Here is an 18,787-nt window from a genome sequence, read left to right on the forward strand (position 1 = left end):
GCAAGCGGCCAGCCGCAATGAGGAGCACCCCATGAGAAGACAGTTCATCCGCCACCTGGGCGCCGCGCTGGCGCTGGCCACGCTGGCCGGCGGGGCCGCGGCGCAAGTGGACAAGCCCGTGAAGCTGAGCGTGGGCTTCGCGCCCGGCGGCTCGGCCGACACCGCGGCGCGCCTGCTGGCCGAGCGCATGGCAGTCGAGCTGAAGCAGCCCGTGGTGGTGGAGAACCGCCCCGGCGCCGGCGGCCGCATCGCCGCCGAGGCGCTGAAGGCCGCGCCGGCCGACGGCTCGGCGCTGATGTTGGCGCCCATCGTCGTGCCGGTGCTGGCGCCCATGGTCTTCGGCAAGCTGAACTACAACCCGGCGACCGATTTCGCGCCGGTGGCCCACGTGGCCAATTTCCAGTTCGGCCTGTCGGTGGCGGCCGGTCACCCGGCAAAGAACGTGAAGGACCTGGTCGCCTGGTACAAGGCCAACCCGAAGGAAGCCAACTTCGGCAGCCCGGCGCCCGGCAGCCTGCCGCACTTCTTCGGCGTGATGATCGCCACCGGCGCCGGCCTGGACCTGGTGCACGTGCCCTTCAACGGCGGCGGGCCGCTGATGAACGCGCTGGTGGGCAACCAGGTCAGCGCGGGCATCGACACATTGGTCGACCAGATCGAGATGCACCGCGCCGGCAAGACCCGCATCCTGGCCACCTCGGGCGCGCAGCGCAGCCCGCTGCTGGCCGAGGTGCCGACCTTTGCCGAGAGCGGGCTGCCGAACGTCGTCGGCACCAGCTGGTTCGCGATCTACGCGCCGGCGCGCACGCCGGCCGCCACGGTGCAGCAGCTCAATGCCGCGGTGAACAAGGCGCTCGCCGCGCCGGAACTGCGCGAGCGCTTCGCCAAGCTCGGCCTCGAGCCCACCGGCGGCAGCGTGGCCGACCTGCAGGCCATCGCCCAGCGCGACGCGGAGCGCTGGGCGCCGGTGGTCAAGGCCTCGGGCTTCAGGGGCGATTGACGATCAGGCAGTGCCGTCGGCCAGCCGCTCGATGATCGGGCAGTCGGGCCGCTCGTCACCGTGGCAGCAATGCACCAGGTGCTGCAGCGTCGCGGTCATCGCCTGCAGCTCCTGCACCTTGCGCTGCAGTTCGTCGATGTGCGCCTGCGCCAGCGCCTTCACCTGGCGGCTGGGCCGGCGGCGGTTCTGCCACAGGCCCAGCAGCTCGCGGATCTGCTCGATCGAGAAGCCCAGGTCGCGCGAATGGCGGATGAAGCGCAGCGTGTGCAGCTCCTTCTCGCCGTAGACGCGGTAGCCCGCCTCGGTGCGCGCGGCTTCCGGGAACAGGCCCACGCTTTCGTAGTGGCGGATCATCTTCGGCGAGACGCCGGTGGCCTTGGCGGCCTGGCCGATGTTCATCGCGCGGCCTCCTGCGCTGCGGGCGGTGCTTCCGCGGCGTGCCAGCGCCGCAGCAGCAGCGCGTTGCTGACCACGCTGACGCTGCTGAAGGCCATGGCCGCGCCGGCGATCACCGGGCTCAGCAGGCCGAAGGCGGCCAGCGGGATGCCCAGCACGTTGTACGCGAAGGCCCAGAAAAGTCCCTGCTGGATCTTGCGGTAGGTGCGGCGCGAGATGTCGATGGCGTCGGCCACCAGGCGCGGGTCGCTGCGCATCAGCGTGACGCCGGCGGTCTCCATCGCCACGTCGGTGCCGCTGGACATCGCGATGCCCACCTGCGCGGCGGCCAGCGCGGGCGCGTCGTTGATGCCGTCGCCCACCATCGCTACCACCTGGCCCTGCGCGCGCAGCTGCTGCACGCGCGCCGCCTTGTCGCCGGGCAGCACGCCGGCCTGCACGCTGCGGATGCCCAGCGCGTCGGCCACGGCCTGGGCGGCGCCGGCGTTGTCGCCGCTGAGCATGGTGGTGGCGATGCCCTGGCCATGCAGCCGGGCGATGGCCTCGGCTGCGCCGGGCTTGGGCGTGTCGCCGAAGGCCAGCAGGCCGATCAACCGCGGCCGGGCAGCATCGGTGCGATCGACCAGCCAGGAGACGCTGCGGCCCTCGGCTTCGAAGCGCTGCGCGGCGTCCGCCAGCGGGGTGCCGGGGGCCGGCAGCGCACCGAGCTCCTGCGCGAGGCGTTGGCTGCCCAGCGCCAGCTGATAACCTTCAATCTGCGCGGCCACGCCGCGGCCCGGCAGGGCCTCGGCCTGCTGGGCCGAGGGCGGCGGTGGCGGCGCCTGCGGCGCGTCGGCCGTGACCTGGTGTTCCCGGGCCCAGGCGGCGGCTACCGCGCGGGCCAGCGGGTGCGCGCTCCCCTGCTGCAGGGCGGCGCTCCAGCGTAGCAGCGCCTGGCGCGAGAAGCCGTCGGCCGGCAGCGCAGCGACCAGCACCGGCTTGCCTTCGGTCAGCGTGCCGGTCTTGTCGAAGGCCACCAGCGTCACCGCATGGGCTGTCTCCAGTGCCTCGGCGTCCTTGATCAGGATGCCGTGTCGCGCCGCGACACCGGTGCCGGCCATGATGGCCGTGGGCGTGGCCAGCCCCAGCGCGCAGGGGCAGGCGATCACCAGCACCGCCACCGCGTTGACCAGCGCCTGCTCCAGCGCGGCGCCGCTGGCCAGCCAGCCCAGCAGCGTGAGCAGCGCCAGGCCCAGCACCACCGGCACGAACACCGCGCTGACGCGGTCGACGATGCGCTGGATCGGCGCCTTCGCGGCCTGGGCCGACTCGACCATGCGGATGATGCGCGCCAGCGTGGTCTCGGCGCCGATCGCCCGCGTGCGCACCTGCAGCAGGCCCTCGCCATTCACCGAGCCGCCAGTGACGCGCTCGCCCACGCCCTTGGCCACCGGCAGGCTCTCGCCGGTGAGCAGCGATTCATCGAGGTGGCTGCGGCCCTGCGTGATCTCGCCATCGACCGGTACGCGGTCGCCGGGGCGCACGATGACCAGGTCTTCCACGCGCACCTGCTCGATGGCGATCTCCTGCTCGCGGCCCTCGCGCAGCACGCGGGCGCGCACCGGGCGCAGCGCGTTCAGCGCACGCAGGGCCTCGGTGGTCTGGCGCTTGGCACGCTCTTCGAGCCATTTGCCCAGCAGCACCAGCGTGATCACGACCGCCGAGCTTTCGAAGTACAGGTGCGGCATGCCCTCATGCCCGGCGTGGCGCCACCAGGTCCACAGCGACAGCCCGTAGGCGGCCGAGGTGCCCAGCGCCACCAGCAGGTCCATGTTGCCCGCGCCGGCGCGCACCGCCTTCCAGCCGGCCTTGTAGAAGCGCCCGCCCAGCACGAACTGCACCGGCGTGGCCAGCAGCCATTGCGCCCAGGCCGGCAGCATGGCGTGCAGGCCGAAGGGCTGCAGCAGCATCGGCGCGGCCAGCGGCAGGCTCAGCGCGATGGCCAGCGCCACCGGCCACCAGCCAGGCAGGGCCCGGACCGGCGCCGCCGCGGCGGCGGCCGGCGCCTCGATGACCGGGCTGGCCTCGTACCCGGCCTTGGCGATGGCCGCCGTCAGGGCTTCGAGCGCCACGCCGGGGGCCTGCACGCTGGCACGCTCGGTGGCCAGGTTCACGCTGGCGTCAGTGACGCCGGGCACCTTGCGCAGGGCCTTCTCGACACGCAGCACGCAGGAGGCACAGGTCATGCCGGTGACTTGCAGCTGCACCGCAGAGGAGTTGAGGGTTGCGTTCATGGATGGATGCTGAAGCTTCCCATCATGGCAAGGTCAAGCGGCTGCGCTGGATCAAGCCCGAGGGCGAAAGGGGCATTCGCTGTGCCGGCTTGACCTTACCATCATGGCAAGGCTGACAGTGCTGCCGTCACGTTTCCACAACCCCTCCTGGAGTTCACCATGACGATCCGATTCGAAGTGCAAGACATGAGCTGCGGCCACTGCGTCAGCGCCATCACCCGCGCGGTGAAGGAAGTCGATGCCGAGGCCGAGGTGAAGATCGACCTGGCCAGCCACCGTGTCGAGGTGCAGCCCCGGCAGGCCGATGCCGCGGCGCTGCAGGCCGCCATCAGCGAGGCCGGCTACACGCCGGTGCCGCTGCCGGCCTGAGCCTTCACCCCTGCTGCACGAGTTGCGCCGCACGCTCGTGCACGCGGTCCAGCGCGCGGTCCAGCACGTCGCGCTCCTGCGCGCTCAGCGCTTCCAGCAGGAAGGCTTCGCGGGCGCGCACCATCGGCACGATCTTGCGCACCAGCGCCTGGCCGGCCGGCTTCAGCTTCACCAGGTGGCCGCGGCCGTCTTCGGGGTCGGTGCTGCGCGCCACCAGGCCTTCGTCCTCGAGCCGGGTGATCGCGCGGCTGGCGCGCATCTTGTCCAGCGTGGTGGTCGCGATCAGCTGCGTGGTCTTCACCTCGCCCTGGTCGGCCAGTGCCGCCAGCACCCGCCATTCGTCACGGCTGAGATGAAATCGTTCGCCATAGACCTGGGCCGTGGCCTGGCTCACCGCCTCGGCCAGGCGGGCCAGGCGGTAGGGGAAGAAGGTCTGCAGATCCATGGCGTCATCGTAGGTGCTGAGAGGGTATCGTGGTCGGCGCCGACCGGCGGTTTGATCCAGGTCAAACACCGTGCAGTGAGCTGACCTGGATCAAGTGGTGGGCCATATAGTAACCAACGTTACTAACACAGCCGCGCCGAACGGGCCGGCCCGGAGACACCGCCATGAGCCTGCAGCGCATCCACCACGTCGCCTACCGTTGCCGCGACGCCCGCGAGACCGTCGAGTGGTACCAGAAGCATTTCGGCATGGACTTCGTGCTGGCGATCGCCGAAGACCGCGTGCCCTCGACCAAGGCGCCCGACCCCTACATGCACCTGTTCCTGGATGCCGGCGGCGGCAACATCCTGGCATTCTTCGAGATCCCGAACTCGCCACCGATGGGGCGCGACCCGAACACGCCGGAGTGGGTGCAGCACATCGCCTTCAAGGTGGAGTCCGAAGCCGAGCTGCTGGCCGCCAAGCACCGGCTGCAGGCCGCCGGCATCGAGGTGGTGGGGCCGACCGACCACGCGATCTTCAAGTCCATCTACTGCTTCGACCCCAATGGCCACCGGCTGGAGCTGGCGGTCGACACCGCGACGCCCGAGCAGATGGCCCAGCTCGACGCGGTGAAGTGGGAGATGCTGGAGGAATGGTCGCGCACCAGGCGCGCCCCGCGCCAGGCCGCCTGGCTGCACGAGCGCGAGCTCGGCGCCGGCACGCCCGCCTGACCGGGAGGGCGACGATGCTGAAGACCTACACGTACCCCGAGTTCGCCTACCGCTGCTCGGAAGAGCAGCGCAGCGGGGAGCGACTGCGCCATCCGGTGCTCATCGTCGGCGCCGGCCCTGTGGGCCTGACCGCCGCGCTGGAATGCGCGCGCCATGGCCTGACTGCGGTGGTGATCGACGACAACAACACCGTCAGCGTGGGCTCGCGCGCCGTCTGCTACGCCAAGCGTCCGCTGGAGATCTGGGACCGTCTCGGCGTGGGCGAGGCCTTTGCTGCGCAGGGGGTGCAGTGGCAGCGGGGTCGCGTGTTCTTCGGCGACGAAGAGGTCTACGACTTCGACCTGCTGCCCGAGCCGGGCCACAAGATGCCGGCGATGGTCAACCTGCAGCAGTACCACCTGGAAGAGCGGCTGGTGGCCGCCTGCGAGGCCGCGCCGCTGGTGGACCTGCGCTGGAAGCACAAGCTGATCAGCCTGGCGCAGGCCGACGACCATGCGACGCTGACCATCGAGACCCCCGACGGCCTGTTCCAGACCGAGGCCAGCTGGGTGATCGCCTGCGACGGCGCGAACAGCGACACCCGGCGCATGGTCGGGGCCGAGTTCAGCGGCCAGTTCTTCCACGACCGCTTCCTGATCGCGGACATCGTGATGGAAGCGAAGTTTCCTGCAGAGCGGTGGTTCTGGTTCGACCCGCCGTTCCACCGGGGCCAGAGCGTGCTGCTGCACAAGCAGTGCGACGACGTCTGGCGCATCGACTTCCAGCTTGGCTGGGATGCCGACCCGGTGGAAGAGAAGAAGCCCGAGAACGTGCTGCCGCGCATCCGCGCGATGCTCGGGCCCGAGGCGGAGTTCGAGCTCGAATGGGTCTCGATCTACCAGTTCGCCTGCCGCCGCATCGACCGCTTCCGCCACGGCCGCGTGCTGTTCGCCGGTGACGCGGCGCACCAGGTCTCGCCCTTCGGCGCGCGCGGCGCGAACACCGGCATCCAGGACGTCGACAACCTGGTGTGGAAGCTGGCCCGCGTGATGCGCGGCCAGGCGCCCGAGGCGCTGGTCGACAGCTACCACGACGAGCGCGCCTTCGCGGCCGACGACAACCTGCGCCAGTCCACGCGCTCGACCGACTTCATCACGCCGAAGTCCGCCGCCAGCCGCGCGTTGCGCGATGCGACGCTGCAGCTGGCGCGCAGCGAGCCCTTCGCGCGGCGGCTGGTCAACAGCGGCCGGCTGTCAACGCCGACGCCGTACGCGCAGAGCGCGCTGAACACGCCCGACGAAGACCGCTTCGACGGCGGCGTGCCGCCCGGCACCGTGTGCCCGGACGCGCCGATGCGCCACGAAGGATCTCCCGCCTGGCTGTTGAACGCGCTGGGCCCCGGCTTCACGCTGCTGAGCTTCGGCCCGTGCCCGGGCGCACGCGCCTTGCGCGACGGCGGCGTGGTCGAGCGCGTCATCGAACTGGGCGACCGCTGGGTCGATGCCGAGGGCCTGGCGACGCAGCGCTTCGACGGCCAGCCCGGCACCGTGGTGCTGCTGCGGCCCGACCACCATGTGGCTGCGCGCTGGCGCCGCTTCGACGCCCACCGCGTGCGTGGCGCGGTGCTGCGCGCCACCGGGCAGCTAGACACGCCTTTCAGGAGTTAGCAAGATGCCGCTGCTGCACGAACCGAACATTGCCGACCCGGACGGCTTCTACGAATCGCTGATCGAGCACCAGCGCGACCTGGACGACACCCAGGCGCGCGAGTTCCAGGCCCGGCTGCTGCTGATCCTGGCCAACCAGGTGGGCGACCGCCAGGTGCTGGACCAGGCGCTCCGGCTGGCGCGCGATGCCGGCGGACCGCGCACCTCAAGCGCCGGGCTGCGCCCGGCCGTCGGGCCGGGCGCCCAGCCGGGCCGATAGCGCCTCGGCACTGGCCCGCAGGCAGCGGGCTGCCGGGCCCGCGATGTCCGGCGACAGCGTGGCGCTGGGCCCGATCGCCGTGAGCGCGGCCACCATCGTGCCGAAGCCGTCGAACACCGGCGCCGCGATGGCGGTGACGCCGCGCACCGTGCCGTCGACGATGCTGGCGAAGTGCTGTGCGCGGATGCCGGGCAGCGCGGCTTCCAGCGCGGGGTCGAGCCGCTTCACCGCGTGGCCGGCCTCGGCGCTCAGCGCGGCCAGCACCTGCTCGCGCGGCATGTGGGCCGCGAACAGCCGGCCCGAGGCTGTGCCCTTCACCGACACCACGGTGCCGTGGCGCATGTTCACGTGCACCGCGGTGGGCCCTTCCTCCAGCCGCACGAAGGTGGGCCCGCGGTTGCCCCAGATCGCGATGCCCACGGTCTGGCCGATCTCGCGCGCCAGCGCGGGCAGCTCGGCGCTGGCCAGGCGGATCGGGTCCACCTGCTGCAAGCTGATCAAGCCCATCTGCAGCGCCAGCGGCCCCAGGCCGTAGTGCCCGCTGGCCTCGTCCTGCGCAATGAGCCCCACCTTGCCGAAGCTCACCAGGTAGGGGTGGGCCTTGGCCGGCGACATGTCGGCCTCGCGCGCCAGGTCCTTCAGCGGGGCGCGCTGGCCCAGGTGCACCAGCGCCAGCAGCAGCCGGGCGCCGACCTCGATGCTCTGGATGCCCCGCGATGCGCTGCGCGCCTCGGTCTCGGCGTCGGCTTCCGGCGGTGCGGGCGGGGCAGGGGAGCGGGCCATGCGTAGTTTCACTTAACAAAATTGATTAGACATTATCAAACACGTTGACTAAGATCAAGCCACTTTCACATTGCCAAACGCGTTCGTCATGAGCAAAGCCTTCGCCTCGCAAGCCGACCTCGACGTCAAGCGGGTCACCTTCACCAAGCTGTCGGACAACGCCTATGCCTACACGGCCGAAGGCGACCCCAACACCGGCGTGATCATCGGCGACGACGCGGTGATGGTGATCGACACCCAGGCCACGCCGGTGATGGCGCAGGACGTGATCCGCCGCATCCGCGAAGTGACCGACAAGCCGATCAAGTACGTGGTGCTCAGCCACTACCACGCGGTGCGCGTGCTCGGCGCCTCGGGCTACCAGCCGCAGCACATCATTGCCAGCCGCGACACCTACGACCTGATCGTCGAACGCGGCGAACAGGACAAGGCCAGCGAGATCGGCCGCTTCCCGCGCCTGTTCCAGGCCGTCGAATCGGTGCCGCCGGGCCTGACCTGGCCGACCATCACCTTCGAAGGCCGCATGTCGATCTGGCTGGGCCAGCTGGAGGTGCAGCTGATCCAGCTCGGCCGCGGCCACACCAAGGGCGACACGGTGGCCTGGCTGCCAGAGCAGAAGATCCTGTTCTCCGGCGACCTGGTGGAGTTCGACGCCACGCCCTATGCCGGCGATGCCTACTTCAAGGACTGGCCGCAGACGCTGGACAACATCGCCGCGCTGAAGCCCGCCGCGCTGGTGCCCGGCCGCGGCGCCGCGCTGACCACGCCCGAGCAGGTGGCCCAAGGCCTGGCCGGCACGCGCGCCTTCATCAGCGACGTGTACGACAGCGTGCGCACCGGCGTGGCCGCGGGCCAGGATCTGAACGCGGTCTACAAGGCCACCTACGCGAAGCTCAAGCCGAAATACGGCCACTGGGTCATCTTCGACCACTGCATGCCCTTCGACGTGACCCGCTGCTACGACGAGGCCACGCAGTACGCCGACCCGCGCATCTGGACCGCCGAGCGTGACATCGAGATGTGGAAGACGTTGGAAGGGTGAGCGCCGCGATGGTCGCTGACACCGACTACCAGCAGCTGCGCTTCGACTACCGGCGCAGCCCCGACCAGGACGCCGCAATGCCCGCCCGCCACCCGGTGGTGGTGGTCGGCGCCGGCCCGGTGGGCCTGAGCCTGGCCATCGACCTCGCGCAGCGCGGCGTGCCGGTGCTGCTGCTGGACAACGACAACACGCTGTCCACCGGCTCGCGCGCCATCTGCTTTGCCAAGCGCACGCTGGAAATCTTCGACCGCCTCGGCTGCGGCCAGCGCATGGTTGACAAGGGCGTGTCCTGGAACCTGGGCCGCGTGTTCTTCCGCGACCAGCCGGTCTACGACTTCAACCTCCTGCCGGAGTCCGGCCACCACCGCCCGGCCTTCATCAACCTGCAGCAGTACTACGTCGAAGGCTACCTGGCCGATCGCGCGGCCGAACTGCCTAACCTGCAAATACGCTGGAAGAACAAGGTGACGGCGGTCGAGCCGCTGGCCGACCATGTGCGCCTGACGATCGAGACGCCGGACGGCCCGTACACGCTGGAAGCCGGCTACCTGGCGGCCTGCGACGGCTCGCGCTCGGCCGTGCGCCAGCTGATCGGCCAGGAAAGCAAGGGCCGCATCTTCCGCGACCGCTTCCTGATCGCCGACGTGAAGATGCAGCTGGACCAGCAACCCAGCGAGCGCTGGTTCTGGTTCGATCCGCCGTTCCACCCGAACCAGAGCGTCTTGCTGCACCGCCAGCCGGACGACGTCTGGCGCATCGACTTCCAGCTCGGCTGGGACGCCGACCCCGAGCGCGAGAAGCAGCCCGAGCACATCATCCCGCGCGTCAAGGCGCTGCTGGCGCACACCGCGATGAAGGATGCGCCGTTCACGCTGGAATGGGCCAGCGTCTACACCTTCGCCTGCCTGCGCATGGCGAACTTCCGCCACGGCCGGGTGATCTTCGCCGGCGATTCGGCGCATGGCGTGTCGCCCTTCGGCGCGCGCGGCGCGAATTCCGGCGTGCAGGACGCCGAGAACCTGGCCTGGAAACTGGCCGCGGTGCTGCAGGGCAGGGCACCCGAGCGGCTGCTCGACAGCTACGGCCAGGAACGCGAGTACGCGGCCGACGAGAACATCCTGAACTCCACCCGCGCCACCGACTTCATCACGCCCAAGAGCGAGATCAGCCGGCTGTTCCGCGACGCCGTGCTGCCGGCTCTCGATGCCGGCCACCTTGCACGGCTCGGCCCTGAGCACCGCCGATGTTGATGTCTTCATCGGCCGCATGGTGCCCGGCGCGCCGGCGGCGGACGCGCCTCTGCAGGCACCCGATGGCCGCGCCACCTGGCTGCTGTCGGAACTGGGCGACGATTTCACGCTATTGCTGATGGCCGGGCCTGGCAACGCCGAACAGGCGGCGCGCCTTCAGGCCGCCGCGGCCGATGTCGCGCCGCTGAAGCTGCTGACCCTTGCCGCGCCCGACGCCGACCAGCCCGGTGCGCTGGTGGATGTGCAAGGCCTGCTGGCGCAGCGCTACGACCTGCAGCCCGGCAATGCGGTGCTGCTGCGGCCCGACCAGCATGTCTGCGCCCGCTGGCGCGCGCCGGATGCGGATGCACTGCGCCAGGCGTTGCGCCGCGCGCTGGCCCTGGCCTGAAAGGACGCCTGCCGATGAGCACGCTGATCACCACCCCGCACCTCGAGGCGCCCGACGATTTCTACGAGGCGCTGATCAACACCCACCAGGGCCTGAGCACCGACGAGAGCCATGCGTTGAACGCGCGCCTGGTGCTGCTGCTGGCCAACCACATCGGCTCGCTCGACGTGCTGCGCCAGGCGCTGGCCGCGGCGCGCGAGTCGGCCCCGACTTCCCCTGGCGTTTGATGTCCCACAGAAAGGCACCCATGAAGAGACAAGCACTTTCCCGCCGCGGCGCGCTGGCACTGGCCGCGTTCACGACGATCGCCCCGACCCTTGCGCTGGCGCAGGACAACAGGCCGATCGAATGGGTCGTCGGCTACGCCGCCGGCGGCGGCTCCGACGTCGTGGCCCGCACGGTGGCCGAGCAGATGAGCAAGACGCTGGGCACGACGATCATCATCAACAACAAGCCCGGCGCGGCCACCAACATCGCGGCCGACTACGTGGCCAAGTCCAAGGACTACGGCCATGTGATGCTGACGGCCGACTTCGCGACGCTGGCGGCCAACCCCTTCCTGTTCGCGAAGCTGCCGTACAACGCCGAGAAGGACTTCGCGCCGGTGGGCCTGCTGGCGCGCTTTCCGCTGATCCTGGTGGTGGCCACCAACGTGCCGGTGAAGGACTTCAAGGAATTCCAGGCCTGGGCCAAGGCACAGCCCAACGGCGTCAACTACGCCTCGGCCGGTCCCGGCAGCCCGCACCACCTGGCCACCGAGATGCTGCGCGAGCGCACGGGACTGAAGTTCACCCACGTGCCGTACCGGGGCGCCGCGCCGGCCGTGCAGGACCTGCTGGGTGGCCAGGTGCCGTTCGCGCTGATGGACAGCGCCAGCGTCCAGGCCCACATCGCCGGCGGCAAGCTGCGAGCGATCGGCGTGGCCAGCCCGGCCCGGCTCAAGACCATGCCGGACATCCCGACGCTCGCCGAGCAGGGCCTCTCCGGCTTCGAGGCCTATGCCTGGCAGGGCCTGGTAGCCCCGGCCGGCACGCCGCCGGACGTGGTGGCCAAGTGGAACAAGGCGCTGTTGGCGGCGCTGGACTCGGCCCCGGTGAAGGAGAAGTTCCAGTCGCTGGCGCTGGAGGCCCTGGGCGGCACGCCGCAGCACATGGCCGAGTACGCGAAGACCGAGCGTGAGCGCTGGGGCAAGCTGATCACCGCCAACAATATCCGTCTCGATTGAAGTGCGGGGCAGGGAGAACGGTATGACGGACGCACATGGAAGGCGTTATCTGAGCGGATTCGGCAACGAATTCGCCACCGAGGCGCTGCCCGGCGCGCTGCCGCAGGGTCGCAACAGTCCGCAGCGCGCGCCGATGGCGCTGTATGCCGAGCTGGTCTCGGGCACTGCCTTCACCGCGCCGCGCGCCGAGAACCGGCGCAGCTGGCTGTACCGGCGCCAGCCCTCGGTGGTGGCCGGGCGCTACGAGGCCTATGCCCAACCGCTATGGCTGACCGGTGCGGAAGGCGCGCGCGCCAGCGGCGCCGCGCTGCCGCCCGAGCCGCTGCGCTGGCATCCGTTCGAATGGCCTGCCGAGGACCTCGATTTCGTCGATGGCCTGCGCACCGTGGCGGCCAATGGCGATGCCGATGCGCAGACCGGCATCGCCGCGCATGTCTACCTGTGCAATCGCTCGATGCACCGGCGCGCGCTGGTCAATGCCGATGGCGAGATGCTGGTCGTGCCGCAGCAGGGCAGCCTGTCGATCCGCACCGAGCTGGGGGTGCTGGAGGTCAAGCCCGGCGAGATCGCACTGCTGCCGCGCGGCATCGCGTTCAGCGTCGAACTGCTCGGCGGCCCCTCGCGCGGCTACGTCTGCGAGAACTACGGCGCGATGTTCCGCCTGCCCGAACTCGGCCCGATCGGCTCGAACGGGCTGGCCAATGCGCGCGACTTCCTGGCGCCCGTGGCGGCCTTCGAGGAAGCGGCAGTCGCGTACGAGCTGATCAAGAAGTTCGGTGGCCGGCTCTGGCGTTCGACGATGCCGCACACGCCGTTCAATGTCGTCGCGTGGCACGGCAACCTCGCGCCGCTGAAGTACGACACCGCGAACTTCATGACCATCGGCTCGATCAGCTTCGACCATCCGGACCCGTCGATCTTCACGGTGCTGACCTCGCCATCGGACACCCCGGGCACCGCGAACTGCGATTTCGTGATCTTCCCTCCGCGCTGGATGGTGGCCGAGGACACCTTCCGCCCGCCCTGGTACCACCGCAACCTGATGAGCGAGTTCATGGGCCTGGTGTATGGCGAGTACGACGCCAAGCCGCAGGGCTTCCGCCCCGGTGGCGCGTCGCTGCACAACTGCATGGTGCCGCACGGGCCGGACGAGGAGGCCTTCGACAAGGCCAGCAGCGTGGACCTGAAGCCGCACAAGCTGGACAACACGCTGGCCTTCATGTTCGAAAGCCGCTACCGCTTCCTGCCCACGGCCTACGCAATGACCGGTGGCGCCCTCGACACCGACTATGCCGACTGCTGGGCCGGCCTGAAGGACCGTTTCCAACCATGAGCCTGACCGACGCCACCCACGACCCCGCGCTGCAGAGCTGGGTTGCCTCGGCCAACACGGCCGACACCGATTTCCCGATCCAGAACCTGCCCTACGGGCGCTTTCGCGTGCGCGGCAGCGGCGAGCCCTGGCGCATTGGCGTGGCCATCGGCGACCAGGTGCTGGACCTGAGGCTGGCGCTGGATGCGCTGGCCTGGCCGGCGGAGCTGATGGCCCTGCTGCAGCCGCTGGCCCAGGGCGACCTGAACGCGTTGATGGCCCGGCCGCCGGCCGAGCGCCATGGCCTGCGAGCGGCACTGTCGCAGGCGCTGAGCGCCGGCGATGACCGAGCGCCCGAGCTGGCCGGCTGCCTGGTGCCGCAGGCTAACGCCGAATTGACGCTGCCATGCCGCATCGGCGACTACACCGATTTCTACACCGGCATCCACCACGCCACCACGGTGGGCAAGCTGTTCCGGCCGGACAACCCGCTGCTGCCGAACTACAAGTGGGTGCCCATCGGCTACCACGGCCGGGCTTCGTCGATCATTCCGAGCGGGCAAGGCTTCCGGCGGCCGATCGGGCAGACGCTGGCGCCCGGCGCGAGCGAGCCGACGGTCGGCCCGGTGCGCCGGCTGGACTACGAGCTCGAGCTGGCCATCTTCGTCGCGCAGGCCAATGCCCTGGGCGAACCGGTGACCATGGCCGAGGCCGAGGCGCATGTGTTCGGCCTGGGCCTGTTCAACGACTGGAGCGCGCGCGACGTGCAGGCCTGGGAGTACCAGCCGCTCGGGCCCTTCCTGTCGAAGAGCTTTGCCAGCACCGTCTCGCCGTGGATCGTCACGCTGGAAGCGCTGGCGCCGTTCCGCGCGGCTTTCGAGCGGCCGGCGGGCGATCCGCAGCCCTTGCCCTACCTGGACAGCGTGGCCAATCGCGCGCAGGGCGCGATCGACATCCAGCTCGAGGTCTGGCTGCAATCGGCCGCGATGCGCGCACAAGGGCTGGCGCCGCAGCGCCTGAGCCGCTCGAACTTCCGCGATGCGTACTGGACGCTGGCGCAGCTGGTGGCGCACCACACGATGAACGGCTGCAACCTGCAAAGCGGCGACCTGCTGGGCACCGGCACCTTGTCCGGCCCGCAGCCGGACCAGGCCGGTTCGCTGCTGGAGCTGACCGCCGGTGGCAAGCAGCCGATCACGCTGGCCAGCGGCGAGACCCGCACCTTCCTGGAAGACGGCGACACGGTCACGCTGCGCGCCGTCTGCGAGCGGCCGGGCGCGCGCCGCATCGGCTTCGGCGCGTGCAGCGCCACCGTGCAGCAGGCCATGGCTTGAGCCGGCCGGCCGGCAGCGGCACACTGCCGGCATGAGTTCCACGCTGCAAGCCCTGCGCGAGTTCGTCGCGCTCACCACCGAGCTGGTCGGCCGGCCGCAGGAAGAAGCCCCGCTGCTGGCGGCGCTGAAGCCCGCGCTGGCCCGCCTGGTCAGCCACGACGACTGGCTGCCCGAGTCGCTGGCCCAGCCCGACCCGCAGCACTACCGCCAGTACCTGCTGCATGCCGATGCCTTGCAGCGCTTCTCGGTCGTCAGCTTCGTCTGGGGGCCCGGGCAGGCCACGCCGATCCATGACCACACCGTGTGGGGCCTGATCGGCATGCTGCGCGGCGAGGAGCTGAGCCAGCCCTATGCGCCCGATGCCACGGGCCGGCTGCGGCCGCAAGGGCAGGCGGCGCACCTGCGGCCGGGCGATGTGGAGGCTGTGTCGCCCCGCCTGGGTGACATCCACCGCGTGCGCAATGCCTTCAGCGACCGCACCTCGATCAGCATCCACGTCTACGGCGCCAACATCGGTGCGGTGCAGCGCTGGGTGTATGCGGAAGACGGCAGCCGCAAGCCCTTTGTCTCGGGCTACTCGAACGACTGGGTGCCCAATCTCTGGCATCGTCCCACCCCATGAATGCCCAAACCCCGCTGCCGGTGATGCCGGCCGACCAGGTGCGCACGATGCTGCGCGAGCGCCGCGAGATCGCGCTCGTCGACGTGCGCGACGAAGACCCCTATGCGCAGGCCCATCCGCTGTTCGCGGTGCAGATGGCCGCCGCGCGCATCGCGCTGGAAGCGCCATGGCGCCTGCCGCGCCGCGACGTGCCCATCGTGGTCTACGACGACGGCGAGGGGCTGGCCGAGCCCGCCGCACAGGCGCTGGTCGCGATGGGCTACCGGCACGTGCAGCTGCTCGCAGGGGGCCTGGCCGGCTGGCGCGCCAGTGGCGGCGAGCTGTTCCGCGACGTCAACGTGCCGAGCAAGGCCTTCGGCGAACTGGTCGAGCACGAAGTCGGCACGCCCTCGCTGCCGGCCGGGGAGGTGAAGGCGCTGCTCGATGCCGGCACCGACATGGTGGTGCTCGATGCCCGGCGCTACGACGAGTACCACACGATGAGCATCCCGGGCGGCACCAGCGTGCCCGGCGCCGAGCTGGCGCTGCGGGTGCGTGCGCTGGCGCCGGACCCGAAGACGCGGGTGATCGTCAACTGCGCCGGCCGCACGCGCAGCCTGATCGGCGCGCAGTCGCTGATCAATGCCGGCATCCCGAACCCGGTGGCGGCGTTGCGCAACGGCACCATCGGCTGGACCCTGGCCGGCTTCGCGCTCGAGCATGGCCAGACGCGCCGCTTCGGCCCCGCCACCGAGGCGCAGCGCGAATCCGCGCGCCAGGCGGCCCAGGCGCTGGCCGACCGCGCCGGCGCGCTGCGACTGGATGCCGCGTCTTTCGCGCATTGGCAATCGGACACCGGACGCACGCTGTATTGCTGGGACGTGCGCACGCCGGAGGAGTACGCCGCCGGCCACCGCCCCGGCTTCGGCAGCGCGCCCGGCGGCCAGCTGGTGCAGGAGACCGACGTGTTCTGCGCGGTGCGCGGCGCCCGCGTCGTGCTGGCGGACGACGACGGCGTGCGCGCGCCGATGACGGCCCACTGGCTGGCCCAGATGGGCTGGGAGGTGGGCTGGCTCACCGAGTGGCCGGCCGCCGCCTTCAGCGAAACCGGGCCCTGGCCGCCTTCACTGCAGCCGCCGTCCAAGGCCGGCCGCTACCGCCGGCCCTACGAGGGCACCGACAACCCGCAGGCCGCGATGCAGGCCTACCTCGACTGGGAATTCGGCCTGGTGGCGCAGCTGGCGCGCGACGGCACCCACGGCTTCCGCGTGCTGCGGCCCGTGCAGGGCGCGCGCGCCTAGCGTCACGCCGGAGCGGCCGTCCGGAAGGCCGCCACCAGCCCCTGCAGGCCGGCGGCCTGCTGCTTCAGGCTCTCGGCGGCGGCCGCACTCTGCTCCACCAGCGCGGCGTTCTGCTGCGTGCCCTGGTCGATCGACGCGATGGCCTGATTCACCTGCACGATGCCGGTGCTCTGCTCGTCGGTGCTGGCGTTGATCTCGCCCATCAGGGCGGTCATGCGGCGCACCTGCGCGACGATCTCGTCCATCGTCGTGCCCGCTTCGCCGACCAGCTGGCTGCCCGCCTGCACCTTGCCGACGCTGTCGTCGATCAGCTGCTTGATCTCCCGGGCCGCCTGCGCGCTGCGCTGGGCCAGGCTGCGCACCTCGCCGGCCACCACCGCGAAGCCGCGTCCCTGCTCGCCGGCCCGCGCGGCTTCCACCGCCGCATTGAGCGCCAGGATGTTGGTCTGGAAGGCGATGCCGTCGATCACGCCGATGATGTCGGCGATCCTCCTCGAGCTGTCGGAGATCGCGCCCATCGTCGACACCACGCGCGACACCACCTCGCCGCCGCGGCTGGCGACATCGGCGGTGGCCAGCGCCAGCTGGCGGGCCTGGCGCGAGGCGTCGGCGTTCTGCTGCACGGTGCCGGTCATCTGCTGCATCGAGGTGGCGGTCTCCTGCAAGGCGCTGGCCTGGTGCTCGGTGCGGTTGCTCAGGTCCTGGTTGCCGGTGGCAATCTCGGCCGTGGCGGTGGCAATGCCATCGGCGGCCTGGCGCACGCGGGTCACCATCGCGCCGAGGTTCCGGTTCATGGTCTTCAGCGCAGCCAGCAGCTGGCCGGTCTCGTCGCGCCGGTCCACTTCAATGCTTGAACTGAGGTCGCCGGCGGCCACCCGCTCGGTGAGCTGCACCGCGCGCGTCAGCGGCTGCGTCACCGCGCGGCTGAGCAGCCAGCCCATCGCCAGCGCGGCGACGACGGCCACCGTGCTGATGCCGATCTGCAGGCTGCGGTCGGCACCGAAGTCGGCGGCCGCCTGCCGGGCAGCGGCGGCGCCCTGCGCCTGTTCGAAGTCGATGTAGCGGCGCGTGGCCTGCAGCAACGCGGCCAGCAGCGGGCGGCACTCGCGGTTCATCTTCGCGATCGCCTCGTCGCGCTGTCCGTCCAGTGCCAGGCGGGCGATGGCCTCCGCCACCGGCCCGTAGCGGGATTCCACGGCTTCGATCTCGGCCAGCAGCGCACGGTGCTGGGCGGTCACGTCGCTGCCTGCCTGCAGCGCCGCCTTCAGCCGGGCCAGCGCAGCAGCCACCTCCTCGTGTGCCTGCGTGACGGCCGTCTTCTCGAGCTCGCGGTCGCGCGACTCGGTCACCAGCACGAGGTTGCGTGCCGCAATGGCGCGCCGCGTGGCGGCGCCGCGAAGGTCGGTGGCCATGTCCGCACGGGCGGCCGTGCCGTCGAGGTAGCGCGTGAAGCGGTCGTTCGATCGGCCCAGCGACCGCAGCGATGCGGCCGACACCAGCACCACCACCAGCGCCAGGCATGCGAAGCCGAGCAGCAGCTTGGTCTTCACGCGCAGGTCCTTGAGTCTCATCGTGATCTTCCTGTGTCAACCCGGCCGTGTCCGACAGATGCGCGGCGGGTCGGTGGCGCGATTGTTCCAAGCCCCTGTGCGGACCAAACACCTGAACTCAGCGGCCATTGCGCGGCATCTCGGCGCGCGGTCAAGCCTGCTCGAGGGCTGCGCGTCGGGATTTCTTGACGGGCGCTGTCGGGGGCTGCCGGCCGAGCAATTGAAGCCGACGCGTCAACGCCCCTGATACGGGCCTGAAACGCCACCCGCCGACGATGCCGACATCCGCACAACGCAAGCACGCCAAGGAGCCGAGCATGGGACTGCTGGAACGACGCAAGATCAAGGAACTGCAGGAGCAGAGCTTTCCGCAGCGCGAGCAGGAGATCGCCGAGATCTGCGGCCAGGCCATCCGCTACGAGGTGGACTGGGACAGCTTCGCCGACGACCTGGAGGCGCTGAACTTCGTCGACAACCTGTCGTGCCATCGCCTGAACATGGCGCTGCGGGTGATCTGCCTCGACGACATGGGCAAGGAGGCCGTGCGCGAAGGCCTCACCCTGGTGAAGCTGCGCAACGTCAAGTCCAAGGCCGACATGGCGATGCGCTTCGAAGGCGGCGTGCTCGAGATGGCCTGCGCCTACGCGCTGCGCACCGAGGGCATGCACGGCGACAACGAGATCCGCCAGCTGCTGCTGTCGCGGCTGTGAGGCCGAACCCGCCTCAACCCCGATCCCTCTTGAAAGAACGAGACATGAACACTTCGATGACGACGACGCGTTGGGCCCGCAGCACGCTGGCGGCCGCGACCCTGTGTGCCGCAGCCGGCCTGGCCCAGGCCGTGCCGGTGAACTACCACGAGAACGTGGATGGCGACCTCGCCGAACTGGCCGGCCAGAC

General features: G+C 70.6%; 18 protein-coding genes and 1 pseudogene. 14 read left to right on the plus strand and 5 right to left on the minus strand.

Annotated elements, in window-relative coordinates; translation table 11 throughout:
- Positions 1-31 precede the first annotated feature (31 nt).
- Positions 32-1,000, plus strand: a complete 969-nt coding sequence (locus ACILR4_RS19780; protein ID WP_395702590.1) for a Bug family tripartite tricarboxylate transporter substrate binding protein — start codon at positions 32-34, stop codon at positions 998-1,000.
- A gap of 3 nt (positions 1,001-1,003) precedes the next feature.
- Here the strand turns inward: ACILR4_RS19780 and cueR are convergent, their stop codons facing one another.
- Together cueR and ACILR4_RS19790 are read right to left on the minus strand one after the other, a co-directional pair.
- Complete coding sequence (cueR, locus tag ACILR4_RS19785) at positions 1,004-1,399, minus strand: Cu(I)-responsive transcriptional regulator (RefSeq protein WP_395702591.1); 396 nt, start codon at positions 1,397-1,399, stop codon at positions 1,004-1,006.
- The gene (locus ACILR4_RS19790) at positions 1,396-3,669 is read right to left on the minus strand and encodes a heavy metal translocating P-type ATPase (protein ID WP_395702592.1); all 2,274 of its coding nucleotides are present in this window, start codon (positions 3,667-3,669) and stop codon (positions 1,396-1,398) included. The genes cueR and ACILR4_RS19790 overlap by 4 nt, the downstream gene beginning before the upstream one ends.
- Before the next feature lie 159 nt (positions 3,670-3,828).
- On the opposite strand from ACILR4_RS19790, the gene ACILR4_RS19795 reads away from it, so the two are divergent.
- A complete protein-coding gene (locus tag ACILR4_RS19795) occupies positions 3,829-4,038 on the plus strand; it encodes a heavy-metal-associated domain-containing protein (protein WP_395702593.1) in 210 nt (69 codons plus the stop codon).
- Positions 4,039-4,042: 4 nt separating this feature from the next.
- Here the strand turns inward: ACILR4_RS19795 and ACILR4_RS19800 are convergent, their stop codons facing one another.
- Positions 4,043-4,483: a MarR family winged helix-turn-helix transcriptional regulator gene (locus ACILR4_RS19800; protein ID WP_395702594.1), complete on the minus strand. Its 441-nt coding sequence runs from the start codon at positions 4,481-4,483 to the stop codon at positions 4,043-4,045.
- Between the two features lie 164 nt (positions 4,484-4,647).
- Here ACILR4_RS19800 and ACILR4_RS19805 point away from each other — a divergent pair, with 164 nt between their 5' ends.
- The 3 genes from ACILR4_RS19805 to ACILR4_RS19815 are packed head-to-tail and all read left to right on the plus strand — an operon-like array spanning position 4,648 to position 7,101.
- A complete protein-coding gene (locus ACILR4_RS19805) occupies positions 4,648-5,196 on the plus strand; it encodes a VOC family protein (protein ID WP_395702595.1) in 549 nt (182 codons plus the stop codon).
- Between the two features lie 14 nt (positions 5,197-5,210).
- Positions 5,211-6,842, plus strand: coding sequence for an FAD-dependent oxidoreductase (locus ACILR4_RS19810; protein ID WP_395702596.1), 1,632 nt, complete (start codon positions 5,211-5,213; stop codon positions 6,840-6,842).
- 4 nt (positions 6,843-6,846) lie between these two features.
- Positions 6,847-7,101, plus strand: a complete 255-nt coding sequence (locus ACILR4_RS19815; RefSeq protein WP_395702597.1) for a DUF2783 domain-containing protein — start codon at positions 6,847-6,849, stop codon at positions 7,099-7,101.
- Here ACILR4_RS19815 and ACILR4_RS19820 read toward each other — a convergent pair.
- Positions 7,048-7,884 carry an IclR family transcriptional regulator gene (locus ACILR4_RS19820; protein ID WP_395702598.1) on the minus strand — a complete coding sequence of 279 codons (837 nt, stop codon included), beginning with the start codon at positions 7,882-7,884 and terminating at the stop codon, positions 7,048-7,050. The genes ACILR4_RS19815 and ACILR4_RS19820 overlap by 54 nt on opposite strands.
- Positions 7,885-7,972: 88 nt before the next feature.
- Here ACILR4_RS19820 and ACILR4_RS19825 point away from each other — a divergent pair, with 88 nt between their 5' ends.
- The 8 genes and pseudogenes from ACILR4_RS19825 (at position 7,973) to ACILR4_RS19860 (ending at position 16,337) form a co-directional block, all read left to right on the plus strand.
- Complete coding sequence (locus tag ACILR4_RS19825; protein WP_395702599.1) at positions 7,973-8,926, plus strand: MBL fold metallo-hydrolase; 954 nt, start codon at positions 7,973-7,975, stop codon at positions 8,924-8,926.
- A gap of 8 nt (positions 8,927-8,934) precedes the next feature.
- Positions 8,935-10,564: pseudogene (locus ACILR4_RS19830) on the plus strand (FAD-dependent oxidoreductase).
- A 14-nt stretch (positions 10,565-10,578) separates the two neighbouring features.
- Positions 10,579-10,791, plus strand: a complete 213-nt coding sequence (locus tag ACILR4_RS19835; protein WP_395702600.1) for a DUF2783 domain-containing protein — start codon at positions 10,579-10,581, stop codon at positions 10,789-10,791.
- 20 nt (positions 10,792-10,811) lie between these two features.
- A complete protein-coding gene (locus ACILR4_RS19840) occupies positions 10,812-11,789 on the plus strand; it encodes a Bug family tripartite tricarboxylate transporter substrate binding protein (RefSeq protein WP_395702601.1) in 978 nt (325 codons plus the stop codon).
- Positions 11,790-11,811: 22 nt separating this feature from the next.
- Positions 11,812-13,122: a homogentisate 1,2-dioxygenase gene (gene hmgA / locus ACILR4_RS19845; protein WP_395702602.1), complete on the plus strand. Its 1,311-nt coding sequence runs from the start codon at positions 11,812-11,814 to the stop codon at positions 13,120-13,122.
- Positions 13,119-14,435, plus strand: a complete 1,317-nt coding sequence (gene fahA, locus ACILR4_RS19850) for a fumarylacetoacetase (RefSeq protein WP_395702603.1) — start codon at positions 13,119-13,121, stop codon at positions 14,433-14,435. The genes hmgA and fahA overlap by 4 nt, the downstream gene beginning before the upstream one ends.
- 31 nt (positions 14,436-14,466) lie before the next feature.
- On the plus strand, positions 14,467-15,057 hold the full coding sequence (locus ACILR4_RS19855; RefSeq protein WP_395702604.1) for a cysteine dioxygenase: 591 nt from the start codon (positions 14,467-14,469) through the stop codon (positions 15,055-15,057).
- Positions 15,054-16,337, plus strand: coding sequence for a rhodanese-like domain-containing protein (locus ACILR4_RS19860; protein ID WP_395702605.1), 1,284 nt, complete (start codon positions 15,054-15,056; stop codon positions 16,335-16,337). Before ACILR4_RS19855 ends, ACILR4_RS19860 begins: the two co-directional genes overlap by 4 nt.
- Positions 16,338-16,339: 2 nt before the next feature.
- Here the strand turns inward: ACILR4_RS19860 and ACILR4_RS19865 are convergent, their stop codons facing one another.
- A complete protein-coding gene (locus ACILR4_RS19865) occupies positions 16,340-17,908 on the minus strand; it encodes a methyl-accepting chemotaxis protein (protein WP_395702606.1) in 1,569 nt (522 codons plus the stop codon).
- Positions 17,909-18,204: 296 nt separating this feature from the next.
- Here ACILR4_RS19865 and ACILR4_RS19870 point away from each other — a divergent pair, with 296 nt between their 5' ends.
- Positions 18,205-18,597, plus strand: a complete 393-nt coding sequence (locus ACILR4_RS19870; RefSeq protein WP_395702607.1) for a hypothetical protein — start codon at positions 18,205-18,207, stop codon at positions 18,595-18,597.
- The last annotated feature ends 190 nt before the right edge of the window (positions 18,598-18,787 follow it).

Origin of the sequence: Aquabacterium sp. (assembly GCF_044226965.1) — a bacterium.
Taxonomy (GTDB): Bacteria; Pseudomonadota; Gammaproteobacteria; order Burkholderiales; family Burkholderiaceae_C; genus Pseudaquabacterium.